General features: G+C 67.4%; 16 protein-coding genes. 13 read left to right on the top strand and 3 right to left on the bottom strand.

The window, feature by feature from the left end; all coding sequences use genetic code 11:
- Nucleotides 1-34 precede the first annotated feature (34 nt).
- The gene (locus K0H49_RS29385; protein ID WP_219220274.1) at nt 35-556 is read right to left on the bottom strand and encodes a gluconokinase; all 522 of its coding nucleotides are present in this window, start codon (nt 554-556) and stop codon (nt 35-37) included.
- 230 nt (nt 557-786) lie between these two features.
- Between K0H49_RS29385 and K0H49_RS29380 the strand changes: the two genes are divergently transcribed.
- Entirely contained in the window at nt 787-1815 is a 1029-nt protein-coding gene (locus K0H49_RS29380; protein WP_219220272.1) for a LacI family DNA-binding transcriptional regulator, read from the top strand.
- Nucleotides 1816-1877: 62 nt separating this feature from the next.
- Here K0H49_RS29380 and K0H49_RS29375 read toward each other — a convergent pair whose 3' ends face one another.
- Entirely contained in the window at nt 1878-2459 is a 582-nt protein-coding gene (locus tag K0H49_RS29375) for an OmpA family protein (protein ID WP_219220271.1), read from the bottom strand.
- Nucleotides 2460-2501: 42 nt separating this feature from the next.
- On the opposite strand from K0H49_RS29375, the gene K0H49_RS29370 reads away from it, so the two are divergent.
- Complete coding sequence (locus K0H49_RS29370; protein ID WP_374122441.1) at nt 2502-3284, top strand: gamma-glutamylcyclotransferase; 783 nt, start codon at nt 2502-2504, stop codon at nt 3282-3284.
- Nucleotides 3281-3814, top strand: coding sequence for a superoxide dismutase family protein (locus K0H49_RS29365; RefSeq protein WP_219220267.1), 534 nt, complete (start codon nt 3281-3283; stop codon nt 3812-3814). The genes K0H49_RS29370 and K0H49_RS29365 overlap by 4 nt, the downstream gene beginning before the upstream one ends.
- Here K0H49_RS29365 and K0H49_RS29360 read toward each other — a convergent pair.
- On the bottom strand, nt 3798-4364 hold the full coding sequence (locus K0H49_RS29360; RefSeq protein ID WP_219220265.1) for a nucleotidyltransferase family protein: 567 nt from the start codon (nt 4362-4364) through the stop codon (nt 3798-3800). The two genes, K0H49_RS29365 and K0H49_RS29360, sit on opposite strands and share 17 nt — an antisense overlap.
- A gap of 33 nt (nt 4365-4397) precedes the next feature.
- Here K0H49_RS29360 and pdxH point away from each other — a divergent pair, with 33 nt between their 5' ends.
- The 10 genes from pdxH to K0H49_RS29310 all read left to right on the top strand — a co-directional run bounded on the left by pdxH (nt 4398) and on the right by K0H49_RS29310 (nt 16232).
- A complete protein-coding gene (gene pdxH / locus K0H49_RS29355; protein WP_219220264.1) occupies nt 4398-5051 on the top strand; it encodes a pyridoxamine 5'-phosphate oxidase in 654 nt (217 codons plus the stop codon).
- A gap of 103 nt (nt 5052-5154) precedes the next feature.
- On the top strand, nt 5155-6006 hold the full coding sequence (gene asd, locus K0H49_RS29350; protein WP_219220262.1) for an archaetidylserine decarboxylase: 852 nt from the start codon (nt 5155-5157) through the stop codon (nt 6004-6006).
- A 132-nt stretch (nt 6007-6138) separates the two neighbouring features.
- On the top strand, nt 6139-6507 hold the full coding sequence (locus K0H49_RS29345; protein ID WP_219220260.1) for a winged helix-turn-helix transcriptional regulator: 369 nt from the start codon (nt 6139-6141) through the stop codon (nt 6505-6507).
- Between the two features lie 98 nt (nt 6508-6605).
- Nucleotides 6606-6962 carry an FKBP-type peptidyl-prolyl cis-trans isomerase gene (locus tag K0H49_RS29340; RefSeq protein WP_219220259.1) on the top strand — a complete coding sequence of 119 codons (357 nt, stop codon included), beginning with the start codon at nt 6606-6608 and terminating at the stop codon, nt 6960-6962.
- 314 nt (nt 6963-7276) lie between these two features.
- Nucleotides 7277-7828, top strand: a complete 552-nt coding sequence (grpE, locus tag K0H49_RS29335) for a nucleotide exchange factor GrpE (RefSeq protein ID WP_257625278.1) — start codon at nt 7277-7279, stop codon at nt 7826-7828.
- A 106-nt stretch (nt 7829-7934) separates the two neighbouring features.
- The gene (dnaK, locus tag K0H49_RS29330) at nt 7935-9869 is read left to right on the top strand and encodes a molecular chaperone DnaK (RefSeq protein WP_219220256.1); all 1935 of its coding nucleotides are present in this window, start codon (nt 7935-7937) and stop codon (nt 9867-9869) included.
- Between the two features lie 97 nt (nt 9870-9966).
- Nucleotides 9967-11106, top strand: a complete 1140-nt coding sequence (gene dnaJ, locus K0H49_RS29325) for a molecular chaperone DnaJ (protein WP_219220254.1) — start codon at nt 9967-9969, stop codon at nt 11104-11106.
- 338 nt (nt 11107-11444) lie between these two features.
- Nucleotides 11445-13367, top strand: a complete 1923-nt coding sequence (locus K0H49_RS29320) for a PrkA family serine protein kinase (protein WP_219220252.1) — start codon at nt 11445-11447, stop codon at nt 13365-13367.
- 43 nt (nt 13368-13410) lie between these two features.
- Nucleotides 13411-14703 (top strand): YeaH/YhbH family protein, encoded by a 1293-nt coding sequence (locus K0H49_RS29315; RefSeq protein ID WP_257625277.1) that lies wholly within the window; start codon nt 13411-13413, stop codon nt 14701-14703.
- Nucleotides 14700-16232, top strand: coding sequence for a SpoVR family protein (locus tag K0H49_RS29310; protein WP_219220250.1), 1533 nt, complete (start codon nt 14700-14702; stop codon nt 16230-16232). The genes K0H49_RS29315 and K0H49_RS29310 overlap by 4 nt, the downstream gene beginning before the upstream one ends.
- Nucleotides 16233-16237 lie beyond the last annotated feature (5 nt).

Below are 16237 nucleotides of genomic sequence, written 5' to 3'. Positions count from 1 at the left end.
CTGGGGCTGTGGATGCGCCGGCTGGCTGGGGCCTTCATGGTAAACCCCGGACCGTGCGCGACGCAGGTGATGAAGAGGAAGGCACTGCGGCCCAGGCGACGACGGCGTCGACCAGTTCGGCCACGGGCCGCGTGGCGTCCAGCACCAGCACCCCCGGCTCGCCCGCGGGCGATTCGAGCGTGGCGAACTGGTTTGCCACCAGTGCCGGCGAGAAGAAGTGGCCGGCGCGTGCCTGCACCCGCGCCAGCGCCTCGTCGTAGCCGAGGGACAGGAACACGAAGCCCAGGCGCGGCACCGCCAGGCGCAGCCGGTCGCGGTAGCGCCGGCGCAGCGCGGAACAGGTGAGCACCTGGCCGGCGCCGTCGCCGGACGATGCCAACAGCCCGGCCAGCCGGTCGAGCCACCCCGCGCGGTCGGCATCGGTCAGTGGCGTCCCCGCGCGCATCTTGGCGACGCTCTCGGGCGCGTGGTACGCGTCGCCCTCCTGCAACGCCCAGCCCAGCGCCTCGGCGCAGGCCGCGCCGACGCTGGACTTGCCGCAGCCGGAGACGCCCATGACGACGGTCGCCTGGGGTTTAAAGTGTGAGATAGCGCTGTCCATCGGGGGACGAAAAAAACCCTGCGAAGGGCCCGTTGCCATGGCGGCCATGGTCTTTCTGCACATTTTCCCTGGCGGGAACAGGCTGAGCGTACCCGATCCGGATGTCGGAATGCCCGCTTTGACCCTTTGGAGGATAGCGCTATCCTAACGAACAATTGGACGATTCCCCGAACTCCCCCCTCCCCTTGACCGACGCGACCCGCCGCCCTCGCCGCTCCAGTGGCCGCATCACCCTCGACGACGTGGCACGCGCCGCGGTCGTCAGCCCGATCACCGTCTCGCGCGCGCTGCGCGGCGAGCGCAGTGTCGACCCGGCCCTGACCCTGCGCGTGCGCGAAGCGGCCGAGCGCCTGGGCTATGTGCCCGATCCCGCCGCCCGTGCGCTGGCCTCGCAGCGCAGCAGCCAGGTGCTGGTGCTGGTGCCGATGTTGTCGAACACGCTGTTCGTGGACCTGCTCGAAGCCGTGCACCGCACACTGTTCCCCGAGGGCTACCAGCCCTTCATCGGCGTGACGCACTACGACAGCGCCGAAGAAGAGTTGCTGCTGCGCACCTACCTGCCCCACCGACCCGCGGGCCTGCTGGTGACCGGCTTCGACCGCAGCGAGACGGCGCGCCAGCTGATCGCCCACAGCGGCGTGCCCTGCGTGCACCTGATGGAGACCAGCACCGCGCCCGGCGTGGCCTGCGTGGGCTTCTCGCAGGTGGATGCAGGCGCGGAAGTCACGCGCCATCTGCTGGAGCGCGGGCACCGGCACATCGCCTTCTGCGGCGCCCAGCTCGACCCGCGCGTGATGCAGCGCGCCGAGGGCTACCGCCGCTGCCTGCGCGAAGCCGGCCTCTACGACGCGCGGCTCGAAATGCTGAGCCCGGAGCGCTCGTCGATCGCGCTGGGCGCGCGCCTGTTCGAGGAGATGCTGCAGCGCATGCCCGACATCGATGCCATCTTCTTCTGCAACGACGACATCGCGCAGGGCGGGCTGCTGGCCGCCAATCGCCTGCAGGTGCCGGTGCCCGGGCGCGTCGCCATGGCCGGCTTCAACGACCTGGCCGGCAGCGACCAGATGGTGCCGCCGCTGACCACCATGCGCACGCCGCGCAGCGAGGTCGGCCGGGCCGGCGCCGAGATGCTGCTGGGCCTGATGCGCGGCACGCTGCCGCAGCCCGGCTGCGTCGAACTGGCCTATGAGCTCGTGGTGCGCGGCAGCACCTGAGCCAGCGAACGCCCAAGAAAAAGCCCGGGCTGGCCGGGCTTCTTCAGGGAGGCTGAGGAGGATCAGTCCAGCAGCTTGACCTCGACGCGGCGCGCCTCGGCGTTGTCGCCCGAGCCGGTGCCGACCACGGGCTTCTGCAGCTCGACCTTGTCGGCGGGAACGCCCAGGCCCACCAGCACGTCGCGCACGGTCTGCGCGCGCAGCTTGGCCAGCTCTTCGTTGATCTTGGCGTCGCCGGTGGTGTCGTGGAAGCCCGAGATCGCCGCCTTGCGGCCGCCTTCGATGCCCTTGATCACCACAGCCAGTGCCTCGGCCGCGCCCGGGGCGAGGTCGGCGCTGCCGGTGGCGAAGTAGAAGTTCACCACGCCGCCCACCACCTGGATGCTCGCGCCTTCGGGAATGACGACGGTCACGGTCTCGGTGGTCACGGTGCTGCCGGGCGCCGGCACCGGTGCCGGGGCTTCGGCCGGCTCGACCTGGGTCACGGGCAGGCCGCTGTCCTGCGCGGTGGGCGGCGTCGCGCCACCCATGCCGTAATTGAAGACCGACACCCCCACGACGGTGAAGACCACCAGCGCAATCAAGGCAAAAAGGAAACCGAGGGCGAAGCGCTGCTGGCTGTCGTCGTCGCTGCTGGATGACATGCGATGTTCTCCGAAGGAAAGAGGCCGGTAAATAATAGGTTCGTGATCCATGACCCTGAAATTGTAGGTGCCCCGGCGCCGCCGTCCCCGTCCGCCGGCGACACCGGCCTGCCGGGCCTCGACCCGGCGCTCAAACCGGTGCGCGATCCGCGGCCGATGCTCGAGCACACCATCGCGCAATGGGGCGGCCAGCAGGACCTCTGGCTGTTCGGCTACGGCTCGCTGATCTGGCGCCCCGACTTCGACTTCACCGAGCGCCGCCCGGCGCGGGTGCATGGCTGGCACCGGGCACTCAAGATGTGGAGCCGGGTCAACCGCGGCTCGCTGCAGAACCCGGGCCTGGTGTTCGGGCTGTTGTCGGGCGGCAGTTGCCGCGGCGTGGTGTTCCGCGTGCCGGCCGCGATCGGGCTCGAGACGCTGGGCCAGCTCTGGCTGCGCGAGATGCCCACCGGCGTCTACGACCCGCGCTGGCTGGACTGCATCACGCCCGACGGACCGGTGCGCGCGCTGGCCTTCACGCTGTCGCGGCGCAGCCCCAACTTCACCGGCGAACTCAGCGAGGAACGCTACCGGCAGATCTTCCGCAGCGCCACGGGCCGCTACGGCAGCTCGCTGGACTACGCGCGCCAGACGCTGCTCGAACTGCGGCGCCATGCGATCCATGACCGGGCCCTGGCCCGCTTGTTGCTGCTGGCAGAGGCCGAACTGTCGGCGCGGACCGATGGCGGTCCGCCGCCGACTCCGCTATACAGGAGCTCAGCGCCTGACGCCTCGCCCGACACCGCGCCCGCGGCCGTCCCTCACACTTCCCAGGAGAAACCATGACCTTCCGCCTCATTTCCGCCACCCTTGCCGGGCTGGCCCTCGTCGGCCTCGCAGGCTGCGCCACCATGGGCGGCTCGGGCGCCGTCGCCGAACTCGCCCCCACCGCGGCGATCTCGCCCAACCCGACCATCGGCAAGGTGACCTTCACCCCGCTCGACCACGGCCTGCGCGTGGCCGGCGAGGTGCGCGGCCTGGCGCCCAACAGCGAGCACGGCTTCCATATCCACGAAAAAGGCGACTGCGGCGACAACGGCAATGCCTCGGGCGGCCACTTCAATCCGGCCGGCGGCATCCACGGCAAGTTCGCCGCTCCGGGCAGCCATGCGGGCGAACTGCCGAGCCTGATGGCCGACGCCAGCGGCGTGGCGCGCTTCCGTGTCGACGACCATTCGATCTCGCTGACCGACGGCGCCGCCAACAACGTGCTGGGTCGCGCGCTGGTGGTGCACCGCGACCGCGACGACTTCACGACACAGCCGGCCGGCAATTCCGGCCCGCGCATCGCCTGCGCGGTCATCTCGAAGGGTTGAGTTCCCGCCAGAGCGCCTCGGCCGCCGCGAGGTCGGCCAGGGTGTCGACGTCGGTCACGATGCCGACGTCGTCGAGCGCGAGTTCGCGCACCTCCCCGCGCGCGCGCAGCGCCTGAAGTACGGGCGCCGCGCCCACTTCCCCCGTGCGCTGCAGCAGCGCCTCGCGCGAGGCAGCGCCAAAAGCCACCGGGTGCCCGCGCCGGCCCGCATGGCTGGGCTGCACGGCGGGCGCGCCCTGCGCCAGCGCCTCGGCCACGCGCCGCAGCGTGGCAGGCCGCACCAGCGGCAGGTCGGCCGGCAGGATCAGCCAGCCGCTCGCATCGGCTGTGGCGCGCACCGCCGCCGCGATCGAATCGCCCATGCCCGGATGGCCGGCGTCTTCCAGATGCCAGGGCAGCCCGCTCGCGCGCACTGCGGTCAGCGTGTGCTCCAGCAACGGCCGTCCGCCGAGCAGCGCCGCCAGCTTGTGCACCGTGCCGCCCGAGGCACGAAAGCGGTCGCCGCGGCCGGAGGCCAGCACGATCACGGTGGGCAAGGCGATGGCGTTCATGCGCGAAGTATCCCGCGCGTCGACAATCGCGTCATGACCTCTCCCAACGATTCCCTCGCCGCGCTGCGCAAGAGCTACGAGCGCGCCGAACTCGACGAAGTCCGCAGCGCGGCCGACCCGCTGCAGCAATTCGAGCGCTGGCTCGGCGAAGCCATCGAGGCCCAGGTGCCCGAGCCCAACGCCATGACGCTGGCCACCGTTGGCAGCGACCTGCGGCCCTCGACCCGCATCGTGCTGATCAAGGGCTACGACGCGCGTGGCATCGTCTGGTTCACCAATTACCAGAGCCGCAAGGGCCAGGAGCTGGGCGGCAACCCCTACGCCGCGCTGCAGTTCCACTGGGTCGAGCTCGAGCGCGTGGTGCGCATCGAGGGCCGGGTGGCAAAGGTCGACGATGCCGAGAGCGACGCCTATTTCGCCAGCCGCCCGCTCGATTCGCGCCTGGGCGCCTGGGCCAGCCCGCAGAGCGAGGTGATCAGCGGCCGCGACGTGCTGGTGAAGAACGCGGCCCTGGCCGCCGCCCGGCACCTGCTGTCGCCGCCGCGCCCGCCGCACTGGGGCGGCTACCGGCTGGTGCCCGAGCGCTGGGAGTTCTGGCAGGGCCGCAAGAGCCGGCTGCACGACCGGCTGCGCTACCGGCACGACGAAGCCGGCGGCGAGTGGCTGCGCGAACGGCTGGCACCCTGAGGCCGGCCGGTCGCCACACGAGCCCCGGGCAATCGATAGGCGCGCCGGGCCGCAAGCTTCCTAGAATGCCCGGTCCTGCCGCTTCTGCTTCTGCCCGCCCCACGTGTCCGATCGCCTCTCCGTCCTCCCCCAATACGTCCTGCCCAAGCAGGCCCTGACTTCCTTCGCCGGCTGGGTCGCCGGCAAGGAGCGCGGCGCCGTCACGACCTGGATCATCCGGCGCTTCGTCGCCAAGTACGACGTGAACATGGCCGAGGCGCTCGACAGCGACATCGCCAGCTACGCGAGCTTCAACGACTTCTTCACGCGCGCGCTCAAGCCGGGCGCGCGGCCGATCGCCCCCGCCGACCTGGTGTCGCCGGTGGACGGCGCGATCAGCCAGTTCGGCCCGGTCGCCGACGGCCAGCTGTTCCAGGCCAAGGGCCACCACTGCACGGCCACCGCGCTGGTCGGTGGCGACGCGGCGCTGGCCGCGCAGTTTGCGCACGGCAGCTTCGCCACGCTCTACCTGAGCCCGCGCGACTACCACCGCATCCACATGCCCTGCGAAGGCCGGCTGCGCCGCATGATCTACGTGCCGGGCGACCTGTTCTCGGTCAACCCGACCACCGCGCGCGGCGTGCCGGGGCTGTTCGCCCGCAACGAGCGCACGGTGTGCGTGTTCGACGGCCCGCACGGCCCCTTCGTGCTGGTGCTGGTGGGCGCGACCATCGTCGGCAGCATGGCGACCGTCTGGCATGGCGTGATCAACCCGCCGCGCGGCGGCGAGGTGCGCGAATGGCGTTACGACGATACGCAGATCGTGCTGCGCCAGGGCGAGGAAATGGGCCGTTTCCTGCTGGGCTCGACGGTGGTGATGCTGTTTCCCTCGCGCGATCTGGCCTTCAACCCCGCGTGGGCGCCGGGCGGCCCGGTGCGGCTGGGCGAAGTCATGGCGCAACACCCCCAGCCCTGAGCCCGATGCGCGCAAACCCGCACTGCGCGTCGCGATTCAGCTACCAAAGCAGTAGCAGAACCGCTTCTGCGCTATAGTCGCCGGCCCCTTCGCGCCGCCGACATTGCCGCCCCTTTTTCGTCCACGACACCGATGAGCTCCAAGGAAAACGCTGCCGTCAACCAGCTGCTCGCGCTGCTGGAAGCCCGTTATGCCTTGCGCGTGCTCTGGGCGCTGCGGGACGGCCACGCGCAGACCTTCCGCCTGCTGCAGGACAGCGTGGGCGGCATCACGCCCAACACGCTCAACACCCGCATCAAGGAATTGCGCGAAGCCGGCGTGGTGATCCACGGCGGCGACGGCTACAGCCTGACGCTCAGCGGCCAGGACCTGCTGCGGCGGCTGTCGGACCTGCAGGCCTTTGCCGCCAAATGGCAGGCGGGCCAGGCCAAGAAGGCCGCCTCCGCGGCGGTGGCCGAGGCTGCGCCGACGCCGCCCGCCACGCCTTTCCCCTCTCTTTGAGCATCGCCGCGCAGCGACGGCATCCCGTCCTGCGGGCAGAGACACGCTCGATCGTTAAACTCCCCGCCTTTCCTCCAACCCCTTTTCATCCTCAAGGAATGCCCATGCCCACCACCCCCTCCGGCCTGCAATACGAAGACACCGTCGTCGGCGAAGGCGCCGAAGCCAAGGCCGGCCAGCACGTGCACGTGCACTACACCGGCTGGCTCTACAACGACGGCGTGCAGGGCGCCAAGTTCGATTCGAGCCGCGACCGTGGCGATCCGTTCGCGTTCTCGCTGGGCGCCGGCCAGGTCATCAAGGGCTGGGACGAAGGCGTGGCCGGCATGAAGATCGGTGGCCAGCGCACGCTGATCATCCCCGCGGCCCTGGGCTACGGTGCCCGTGGCGCCGGCGGCGTGATCCCGCCGAACGCGACGCTGAAGTTCGACGTCGAGCTGCTCGACGCGCATTGAGCTCCCCCCCGAGGGGCTTGGCGCACTTCGTGTCGCCGGCGCCCTTCCCCCCTCCGGGGGCACCACCAGCGGCCCGGCAGAGCCGGTTCCGCGGTGGTCCTGGTGTTCTGCGGGCTCGCGGCACTTCGCGCCGCCTCGCCTGGCGGGAGACACTGGGTGGCAATCAGGGAATTCAGTGTTTCCTGCCAGCGGCTTGATGAAGCCGCATTTTTTTGTCTTGAAAAACCCTTCCGACGACCCCAATTGGCTCGGAATCGTTTCTTTCACGACCGTTTCAACGGTTTTTGAGCATGTCGAATCCACAAAACTCCGAAATGAACCCGCAAACGCTGCAAGGCGAACCCAGCCCCGAAGAACTCGAAGCGGCGCAATTCGCCAACGAGGCCGATGCGCAGGGCGCGCTGGTCGCGGCCCAGGCCGAGCTGGCGACGCTGAAGGCGAAGAATGCGGAGCTGGCCGACCAGTACCTGCGCGCGCAGGCCGACGTGCAGAACGCACGCCGCCGCGCCGACGAGGAAATCACCAAGGCCCGCAAGTTCGCGGTCGAGGCCTTCGCCGAGAGCCTGCTGCCGGTCACCGACAGCCTCGAAGCCGGCCTGGCGATCCAGGACGTGACCCCCGAGCAGATCCGCGAAGGCGCCGAAGCCACGCTGCGCCAGCTCAAGAGCGCGCTGGAACGCCACAAGGTCATCGAGATCGCGCCGGCCGCCGGCACCAAGTTCGATCCGCACCAGCACCAGGCCATCTCCGTCGTGCCGACGCAGGGCCAGGAACCCAACACCATCGTGGGCGTGCTGCAGAAGGGCTACACCATCGCCGAGCGCGTGCTGCGCCCCGCGCTGGTCACCGTCAGCTCGGCGGGCTGATCGGCCCCGGAAAACCCAAGGAAAACCCCGCTTCATCCCTTGAATCGCGCCGGGTAATCCACACGTTCACAACAACTCAATTTCTCAGCATTCAGGAGCAATCATCATGGGCAGAATCATCGGTATCGACCTTGGCACCACCAACTCGTGCGTCTCGATCATGGAGGGCAACACGACCCGCGTGATCGAGAACTCGGAAGGTGCACGCACCACGCCATCGATCGTCGCCTACCAGGAAGACGGCGAAGTGCTGGTCGGTGCCGCGGCCAAGCGCCAGGCCGTGACGAACCCGCGCAACACGATCTACGCTGTCAAGCGCCTGATCGGCCGCAAGTTCGAAGAGAAGGAAGTGCAGAAGGACATCGACCTGATGCCCTACACCATCTCCAAGGCCGACAACGGCGACGCCTGGGTCGAAGTACGCGGCAAGAAGCTCGCGCCCCAGCAGGTCAGCGCCGAGATCCTGCGCAAGATGAAGAAGACCGCCGAGGACTACCTGGGCGAGCCGGTGACCGAGGCCGTGATCACGGTGCCCGCGTACTTCAACGACAGCCAGCGCCAGGCCACCAAGGACGCCGGCCGCATCGCGGGCCTGGACGTCAAGCGCATCATCAACGAACCCACCGCCGCAGCCCTGGCCTTCGGCCTGGACAAGCAGGACAAGGCCGACCGCAAGATCGCCGTGTATGACCTGGGCGGCGGTACCTTCGACGTGTCGATCATCGAGATCGCGGACGTCGACGGCGAGAAGCAGTTCGAAGTGCTGTCGACCAACGGCGACACCTTCCTGGGCGGCGAAGACTTCGACCAGCGCATCATCGACTACATCATTTCCGAGTTCAAGAAGGAACAGGGCGTCGACCTGGGCAAGGACGTGCTGGCCCTGCAGCGCCTCAAGGAAGCCGCCGAAAAGGCCAAGATCGAGCTGTCGAACGGCGCTGCCACCGACATCAACCTGCCCTACGTGACGGCCGATGCCTCGGGTCCGAAGCACCTGAACATCAAGCTCAGCCGCGCCAAGCTCGAAAGCCTGGTCGAAGAGCTGGTCGAGCGCACCATCGCGCCCTGCCGCACCGCCATCAAGGATGCCGGCGTGAGCGTGTCGGACATCAACGACGTGATCCTGGTCGGCGGCATGACCCGCATGCCCAAGGTGCAGGAGAAGGTCAAGGAATTCTTCGGCAAGGAACCGCGCAAGGACGTGAACCCCGACGAGGCCGTGGCCGTCGGCGCCGCCATCCAGGGCCAGGTGCTCTCGGGCGACCGCAAGGACGTGCTGCTGCTCGACGTGACCCCGCTGTCGCTGGGCATCGAGACCATGGGCGGCGTGATGACCAAGATGATCGTGAAGAACACGACCATCCCGACCAAGTTCGCGCAGACCTTCTCGACCGCCGAGGACAACCAGCCGGCCGTGACCATCAAGGTGTTCCAGGGCGAACGCGAGATCGCCTCGGGCAACAAGGCGCTGGGCGAGTTCAACCTCGAAGGCATCCCCCCGGCCGCACGCGGCACGCCGCAGATCGAGGTGAGCTTCGACATCGACGCCAACGGCATCCTGCACGTGGGCGCCAAGGACAAGGGCACCGGCAAGGAAAACAAGATCACTATCAAGGCGAACTCGGGCCTGTCGGAAGACGAGATCCAGAAGATGGTCAAGGACGCCGAACTCAACGCGGCCGACGACAAGAAGAAGGTCGAAGTCGCGCAGGCCCGCAACCAGGGCGAAGCCATGGTGCACAGCGTGAAGAAGTCGCTGGCCGAGCACGGCGAGACCCTGGACGCCGGCGAGAAGGAAAAGATCGAGGCGGCCATCAAGGACGTCGAGGAAGCCCTGAAGACCGACGACAAGGCGGCCATCGAGGACAAGACCAACACGCTGATGAGCGCGAGCCAGAAGCTGGGCGAGAAGATGTACGCCGACGCGCAGGCAGCCGCCGGTGCGGCCGGTGGTGCAGCAGGCGGCCCTGAAGCGGCAGCCAGCGCCCCGGCGGACGACAACGTGGTCGACGCCGAGGTCAAGGAAGTCAAGAAGGGCTGATCCCGCAGCGCTTCCCGAGGCTGGATCACCCTCGAACGGGTGATCCAGCCTTTTCCGTTTTCAGCTACCGCCCCCGACGACCCGCACGACCCGCACCATGGCCACCAAACGCGACTACTACGAAACCCTCGGCGTTCCCAAGAACGCGAGCGAGGATGAAATCAAGAAGGCTTATCGCAAGCAGGCGATGAAGCACCATCCCGACCGCAACCAGGGCGACGCGTCCAAGGATGCGGAAGCCAAGTTCAAGGACGCCAAGGAAGCGTACGAGATGCTGTCGGACCCGCAGAAGCGGGCCGCCTACGACCAGTACGGCCATGCGGGCGTCGACCCCAACATGCGCGGCGGCCCGGGCGCGGAAGGCTTCGGCGGCTTCGCGGAGGCCTTCGGCGACATATTCGGCGACGTGTTCGGCGGCGCGCGCGGCGGCCGCCAGGGCAGCGGCCGGCAGGTCTTCCGCGGCGGCGACCTGAGCTACGCGATGGAGATCACGCTGGAAGAGGCGGCCGACGGCAAGGACGCGCAGATCCGCATCCCCAGCTGGGACGATTGCGCAACCTGCAGCGGCACGGGCGCCAAGCCCGGCACCAAGCCCATCACCTGCACCACCTGCCACGGCGCGGGCGCGGTGCAGATGCGCCAGGGCTTCTTCAGCGTACAGCAGACCTGCCCTCAGTGCCACGGCACGGGCAAGATCATTCCCGAGCCGTGCACCACCTGCCACGGCCAGGGCAAGATCAAGAACAACAAGACGCTGGAAGTGAAGATCCCGGCCGGCATCGACGACGGCATGCGCATCCGCAGCACCGGCAACGGCGAGCCCGGCACCAACGGCGGCCCGCCGGGCGACCTCTACATCGAGATCCGGCTCAAGAAGCACGAGCTGTTCGAACGCGACGGCGACGACCTGCACTGCGTGGTGCCGGTGGCCATGACGACGGCCGCGCTGGGCGGCGAGATCAACGTGCCGACGCTCAAGGGCGCGGCCGCGATCGACATCCCCGAAGGCACGCAGAGCGGCAAGCAGTTCCGGCTGCGCGGCAAGGGCATCAAGGGCGTGCGCGGCAGCTACCCGGGCGACCTGTACTGCCATGTGCGCGTCGAGACGCCGGTCAAGCTCACCGAACACCAGCGCAAGCTGGTCAAGGAGCTCGACGAGTCGCTCAAGAAGGGCGGCAACAAGCACAGCCCGACCGACAAGGGCTGGTTCGACAAGGCCAAGGAATTCTTCAGCTGATCGCGTTCGGCTCCACGACATCGAAAGGGCGACCCACGGGCCGCCCTTTTTTTGCCGGTTCTTTCGATAGATCCAAAACAAAGATCGACGCGTATGTCCACGCATGGGCCTGTCGAATCGTTCATGCTTGAGTAGGAACTTTGAAGACGCCGACCGTTCTGAATGAATATGGCGCTCGCAAATGCGTTCTTTGCTTTATGCTGATTCAACAACAGCGGAGATAGGGAGTTTTTTGCAGGGCATGCAGCCCAGCGCCAAGCACCTGAGGCGAGTGTTGGGTTGTGTGGGCTGCTGCAGGTCCGGGGCTTCGGCCTCATTGACTCGATGGAGGTGTGTCCATGGATGTGATCAGCAACTTTGCCGCCCGCTACGACCGCACGCGAGAAGAAGTTCTTTCGCTGCAGGAGTACCTCGATCTTTGCAAGCGCGAGCCGGTGGCCTACGCCACCGCCGCCGAGCGCATGCTCCAGGCCATCGGCGCGCCCGAGCTCGTCGACACGCGCAACGACCCCAGGCTCTCGCGCATCTTCGCCAACAAGGTGATCAAGCTCTACCCGGCGTTCAAGGAGTTCTACGGCATGGAGGACGCCATCGAACAGGTGGTGTCCTACTTCCGCCACGCCGCGCAGGGCCTCGAAGAAAAGAAGCAGATCCTCTATCTGCTGGGCCCGGTGGGTGGCGGCAAGAGCTCCATCGCCGAACGGCTCAAGCAACTGATGGAGCAGGTGCCCTTCTACGCGATCAAGGGATCGCCGGTGAACGAATCGCCGCTGGGCCTGTTCGATCCGGCCGAGGACGGAGAAATCCTCGAAAAGGAATTCGGCATTCCGCGCCGCTACCTGCAGCGCATTCTTTCGCCCTGGGCCGTCAAGCGGCTCGAGGAATACGGCGGCGACATCCGCAAGTTCCAGGTGGTCAAGCGCTACCCGTCGGTGCTGCGCCAGATCGCGGTGGCCAAGACCGAACCCGGCGACGAGAACAACCAGGACATCTCCTCGCTGGTCGGCAAGATCGACATCCGCAAGCTCGAGACCTACGCCCAGGACGATCCCGACGCGTACTCCTACTCGGGTGGCCTGTGCCTCGCGAACCAGGGCCTGCTGGAGTTCGTCGAGATGTTCAAGGCGCCGATCAAGGTGCTGCATCCGCTGCTGACCGCCACGCAGGAGAGCAACTTCAAGGGCACCGAGGGCTTCGGCGCCATCCCCTTCGACGGCATCGTGCTGGCGCACAGCAACGAGAGCGAATGGAAGGCCTTCCGCAACAACAAGAACAACGAGGCCTTCCTCGACCGCATCTACATCGTCAAGGTGCCCTACTGCCTGCGCGTCTCCGAAGAGATCAAGATCTACGAGAAGCTGGTGCGCACCTCCTCGCTGGCCGCCGCACCCTGCGCACCCGGCACCTTGCGCATGATGGCGCAGTTCTCGGTGCTCACGCGGCTCAAGGAGCCGGAGAACTCGAGCATCTTCAGCAAGTCGCTGGTCTACGACGGCGACAGCCTCAAGGACACCGACCCGAAGGCCAAGTCGCTGCAGGAATACCGCGACTACGCGGGCGTCGACGAGGGCATGAGCGGCGTGTCGACGCGCTTCGCCTTCAAGATCATCTCCAAGGTCTTCAACTTCGACAGCAGCGAGGTCGCGGCCAATCCGGTGCACCTGATGTACGTGCTCGAGCAGCAGATCGAGCGCGAGCAGTTCCCGCCGGAGACCGAGCAGAAGTACCTGGCCTACATCAAGGAGCACCTGGCCGCGCGCTACGCCGAGTTCATCGGCAAGGAGATCCAGACCGCCTACCTCGAGAGCTACAGCGAGTACGGCCAGAACATCTTCGACCGCTACGTGACCTACGCCGACTACTGGATCCAGGACCAGGAGTACCGCGACGTCGACACCGGCGAGGTCTTCGACCGGGTCTCGCTCAACGGCGAACTCGAGAAGATCGAGAAGCCCGCGGGCATCTCGAACCCCAAGGACTTCCGCAACGAGATCGTCAACTTCGTGCTGCGCGCGCGGGCCGGCAATGCGGGCCGCAATCCGGCCTGGACCAGCTACGAGAAGCTGCGCACGGTGATCGAGAAGAAGATGTTCTCCAACACCGAGGAGCTGCTGCCAGTCATCAGCTTCAACGCCAAGAGCAGCGCCGACGAACAGAAGAAGCACCAGGACTTCGTCGCGCGCATGGTCGAGAAGGGCTATACGTCCAAGCAGGTGCGCCTGCTGTGCGAGTGGTACCTGCGCGTCCGCAAGAGTTCCTGAGTTCCTCGTCCCACGCTGCGCTCCGGCGCGGAGGTTTGACACCTTGGCCATGCTGCAACAGATCATCGATCGGCGGTTGTCCGGCAAGAACAAGTCGATCGGCAATCGCGAGCGCTTTCTCCGGCGCTACCGGGGCCAGATCCGCGACGCGGTGCGGCGCGCGATCAGTGGCCGCAACATCCGCGACCTCGAGCGCGGCGAGGACATCACGCTGCCCAAGCGCGATGTGTCCGAGCCGGTGTTCGGGCACGGGGCCGGCGGCAACCGCGAGCACGTGCACCCGGGCAACCAGGAGTACCTCAAGGGCGACCGCATCGCGCGGCCGCCGGGCGGGAGCGGCGGGGGCACGGGCCAGGGCGAAGCCGGCGACGGCGGCGAAGGCGAGGACGATTTCGTCTTCAGCCTGACGCGCGAGGAGTTCATGCAGGTCTTCTTCGAGGACCTCGCCCTGCCCCACCTGGTGCGCACGCAGCTCACCGAGGTGCCCGAGTGGAAAAGCCACCGCGCCGGCTTCAAGAGCGACGGCAACCCGAGCAGCCTGCACGTGGTGCGCTCGATGCGCGGCGCGCTGGCACGCCGCATCGCGCTCGGCGGCGAGAGCCGCATCGAACTGCACCGCATGGAAGCCGAGCTGCTGCGGCTCAAGCTCGAACCGGGGTCGGAACTGCCGTCGGCGCTCGAACGCATCCGCGCACTCGAGGAAGCGATCGCCGAACTGCGCCGCACCGCCAAGCACGTGCCCTACATCGACCCCATCGACCTGCGCTACCGCAACCGGGTACGCGTGCCGGTGCCCAGCGCCAAGGCCGTGATGTTCTGCCTGATGGACGTCTCGGGCTCGATGGACGAGGCGCGCAAGGACATGTCCAAGCGCTTCTTCATGCTGCTTTACCTGTTCCTCACGCGGCATTACGAGAAGATCGACCTGGTCTTCCTGCGGCACCACACGCAGGCGCAGGAAGTCAGCGAGGAAGAATTCTTCCACGCCACCGAGACCGGCGGCACCGTGGTGTCGAGCGTGCTGGTGCTGATGGACGAGATCATCAAGTCGCGCTATTCCAGCGCCGAGTGGAACATCTACGGCGCCCAGGCCAGCGACGGCGACAACTGGCACCAGGACAGCGGACGCTGCCGCCAGCTGCTAGACGAATCGATCCTGCCGATGTCGCGCTACTACGCCTACGTGCAGGTGGCCGATGCCGAGCAGAACCTCTGGCAGGAGTACGCGCAGCTGGTGGGCATCCGCCCCAACTTCGCGATGCGCAAGGTGGCGAGCGCGCAGGACATCTACCCGGTGTTCCGCGACCTGTTCAAGAAGGAAGGAGTGCCCGCATGACCGAGCTTCTGCACCCGCTGGGCGCCAAGGCCGTGCTGCCCAGCCCCTCCGACTGGACCTTCGAGCTGATCGAGACCTACCACCAGGAGATCCGGCGCACCGCCGAGTCCTTCAAGCTCGACACCTACCCGATCCAGCTGGAGATCATCACGGCCGAGCAGATGATGGACGCCTACGCCAGCGTCGGCATGCCGGTGATCTACCGCCACTGGTCCTACGGCAAGCAGTTCATCGCCACCGAGAAGAACTACCGCCGCGGCCACATGGGGCTGGCCTACGAGATCGTGATCAACTCCGACCCCTGCATCGCGTACCTCATGGAAGAGAACACCATGGCGATGCAGGCGCTGGTGATCGCCCATGCGGCCTACGGCCACAACAGCTTCTTCAAGGGCAACTACCTGTTCCGGATGTGGACCGATGCGTCGTCGATTATCGACTACCTGGTCTATGCGCGGAACTACATCACCGAGTGCGAGGAGCGCCACGGCATCGACGCGGTGGAGGAGCTGCTCGACTCCTGCCATGCGCTGATGAACTACGGCGTCGACCGCTACCGCCGGCCGCAGAAGCGCTCGCTGGCGCAAGAGATCAGCCAGCGCGCGGAACGCGAGCACCACCTGCAGCAGCAGGTCAACGACCTCTGGCGCACCCTGCCGCGACGCGCCGAGACCGCGACCGACGTCGACGCCGCGCGCCGCTTCCCGGCCGAGCCGCAGGAGAACCTGCTGTACTTCATCGAGAAGAACGCCGCGCTGCTCGAGCCCTGGCAGCGCGAGGTGGTGCGCATCGTGCGCAAGGTCGCGCAGTACTTCTATCCGCAGCGCCAGACGCAGGTGATGAACGAGGGCTGGGCCACCTTCTGGCACTACACGCTGCTCAACACCATGTATGACAAGGGCCAGCTCGCCGACGGCTTCATGATCGAGTGGCTGCGCTCCCACACCAGCGTGGTCTACCAGCCGCCCGTGGGCCATCGCGCCTACAGCGGCATCAATCCCTATGCGCTGGGCTTCGCGATGTTCACCGAGCTGCGCCGCATCTGCGAGAAGCCGACCGAGGAGGACCGGCGCTGGTTCCCCGACTACGCCGGCACCGACTGGGTCACGACGCTCGACCATGCGATGCGCAACTACAAGGACGAGAGCTTCGTCGGCCAGTTCCTGAGCCCCAAGACCATGCGCGACTTCCGGCTGTTCGCGGTGCGCGACCACGCGGCCGAGTCCGAGCTCGAGATCTCGGCGATCCACGACGACAGCGGCTACCAGGCGCTGCGCGAATCGCTTTCGCGCCAGTACGACATCGGCAGCCGCGAACCCGACATCCAGGTCTGGAACGTCGACCTGCGCGGCGACCGCTCGCTCACGCTGCGCCATGTGCAGCGCAACGGCCTGCCGCTGCACGAAGGTACGCCGGAAGTACTCAAGCACGTGGCGCGGCTCTGGGGCTTCGACGTGCGGCTGGAAAGCGTGGATGCGCAGGGGCGCGTCACGCTGCGCGAAACGGCGGCGGCGACGCGCAGCCGCTAGGCGGG

Source organism: Variovorax boronicumulans (genome assembly GCF_019352895.1).
GTDB lineage: Bacteria > Pseudomonadota > Gammaproteobacteria > Burkholderiales > Burkholderiaceae_C > Variovorax > Variovorax boronicumulans_A.
Note: the sequence above shows the minus strand (reverse complement) of the source record. Positions and strands in the feature narration are given on the sequence as shown.

What these genes read in the sequence shown, in the direction of transcription:
- K0H49_RS29385 (WP_219220274.1), bottom strand. Translation starts at nt 556, where the DNA reads ATGGGCGTCTCCGGCTGCGGCAAGTCCAGCGTCGGCGCGGCCTGCGCC.
- K0H49_RS29375 (WP_219220271.1), bottom strand. Translation starts at nt 2,459, where the DNA reads ATGTCATCCAGCAGCGACGACGACAGCCAGCAGCGCTTCGCCCTCGGT.
- K0H49_RS29365 (WP_219220267.1), top strand. Translation starts at nt 3,281, where the DNA reads ATGACCTTCCGCCTCATTTCCGCCACCCTTGCCGGGCTGGCCCTCGTC.
- K0H49_RS29360 (WP_219220265.1), bottom strand. Translation starts at nt 4,364, where the DNA reads ATGAACGCCATCGCCTTGCCCACCGTGATCGTGCTGGCCTCCGGCCGC.
- pdxH (WP_219220264.1), top strand. Translation starts at nt 4,398, where the DNA reads ATGACCTCTCCCAACGATTCCCTCGCCGCGCTGCGCAAGAGCTACGAG.
- K0H49_RS29345 (WP_219220260.1), top strand. Translation starts at nt 6,139, where the DNA reads ATGAGCTCCAAGGAAAACGCTGCCGTCAACCAGCTGCTCGCGCTGCTG.
- K0H49_RS29340 (WP_219220259.1), top strand. Translation starts at nt 6,606, where the DNA reads ATGCCCATGCCCACCACCCCCTCCGGCCTGCAATACGAAGACACCGTC.
- grpE (WP_257625278.1), top strand. Translation starts at nt 7,277, where the DNA reads ATGAACCCGCAAACGCTGCAAGGCGAACCCAGCCCCGAAGAACTCGAA.
- dnaK (WP_219220256.1), top strand. Translation starts at nt 7,935, where the DNA reads ATGGGCAGAATCATCGGTATCGACCTTGGCACCACCAACTCGTGCGTC.
- dnaJ (WP_219220254.1), top strand. Translation starts at nt 9,967, where the DNA reads ATGGCCACCAAACGCGACTACTACGAAACCCTCGGCGTTCCCAAGAAC.
- K0H49_RS29320 (WP_219220252.1), top strand. Translation starts at nt 11,445, where the DNA reads ATGGATGTGATCAGCAACTTTGCCGCCCGCTACGACCGCACGCGAGAA.
- K0H49_RS29310 (WP_219220250.1), top strand. Translation starts at nt 14,700, where the DNA reads ATGACCGAGCTTCTGCACCCGCTGGGCGCCAAGGCCGTGCTGCCCAGC.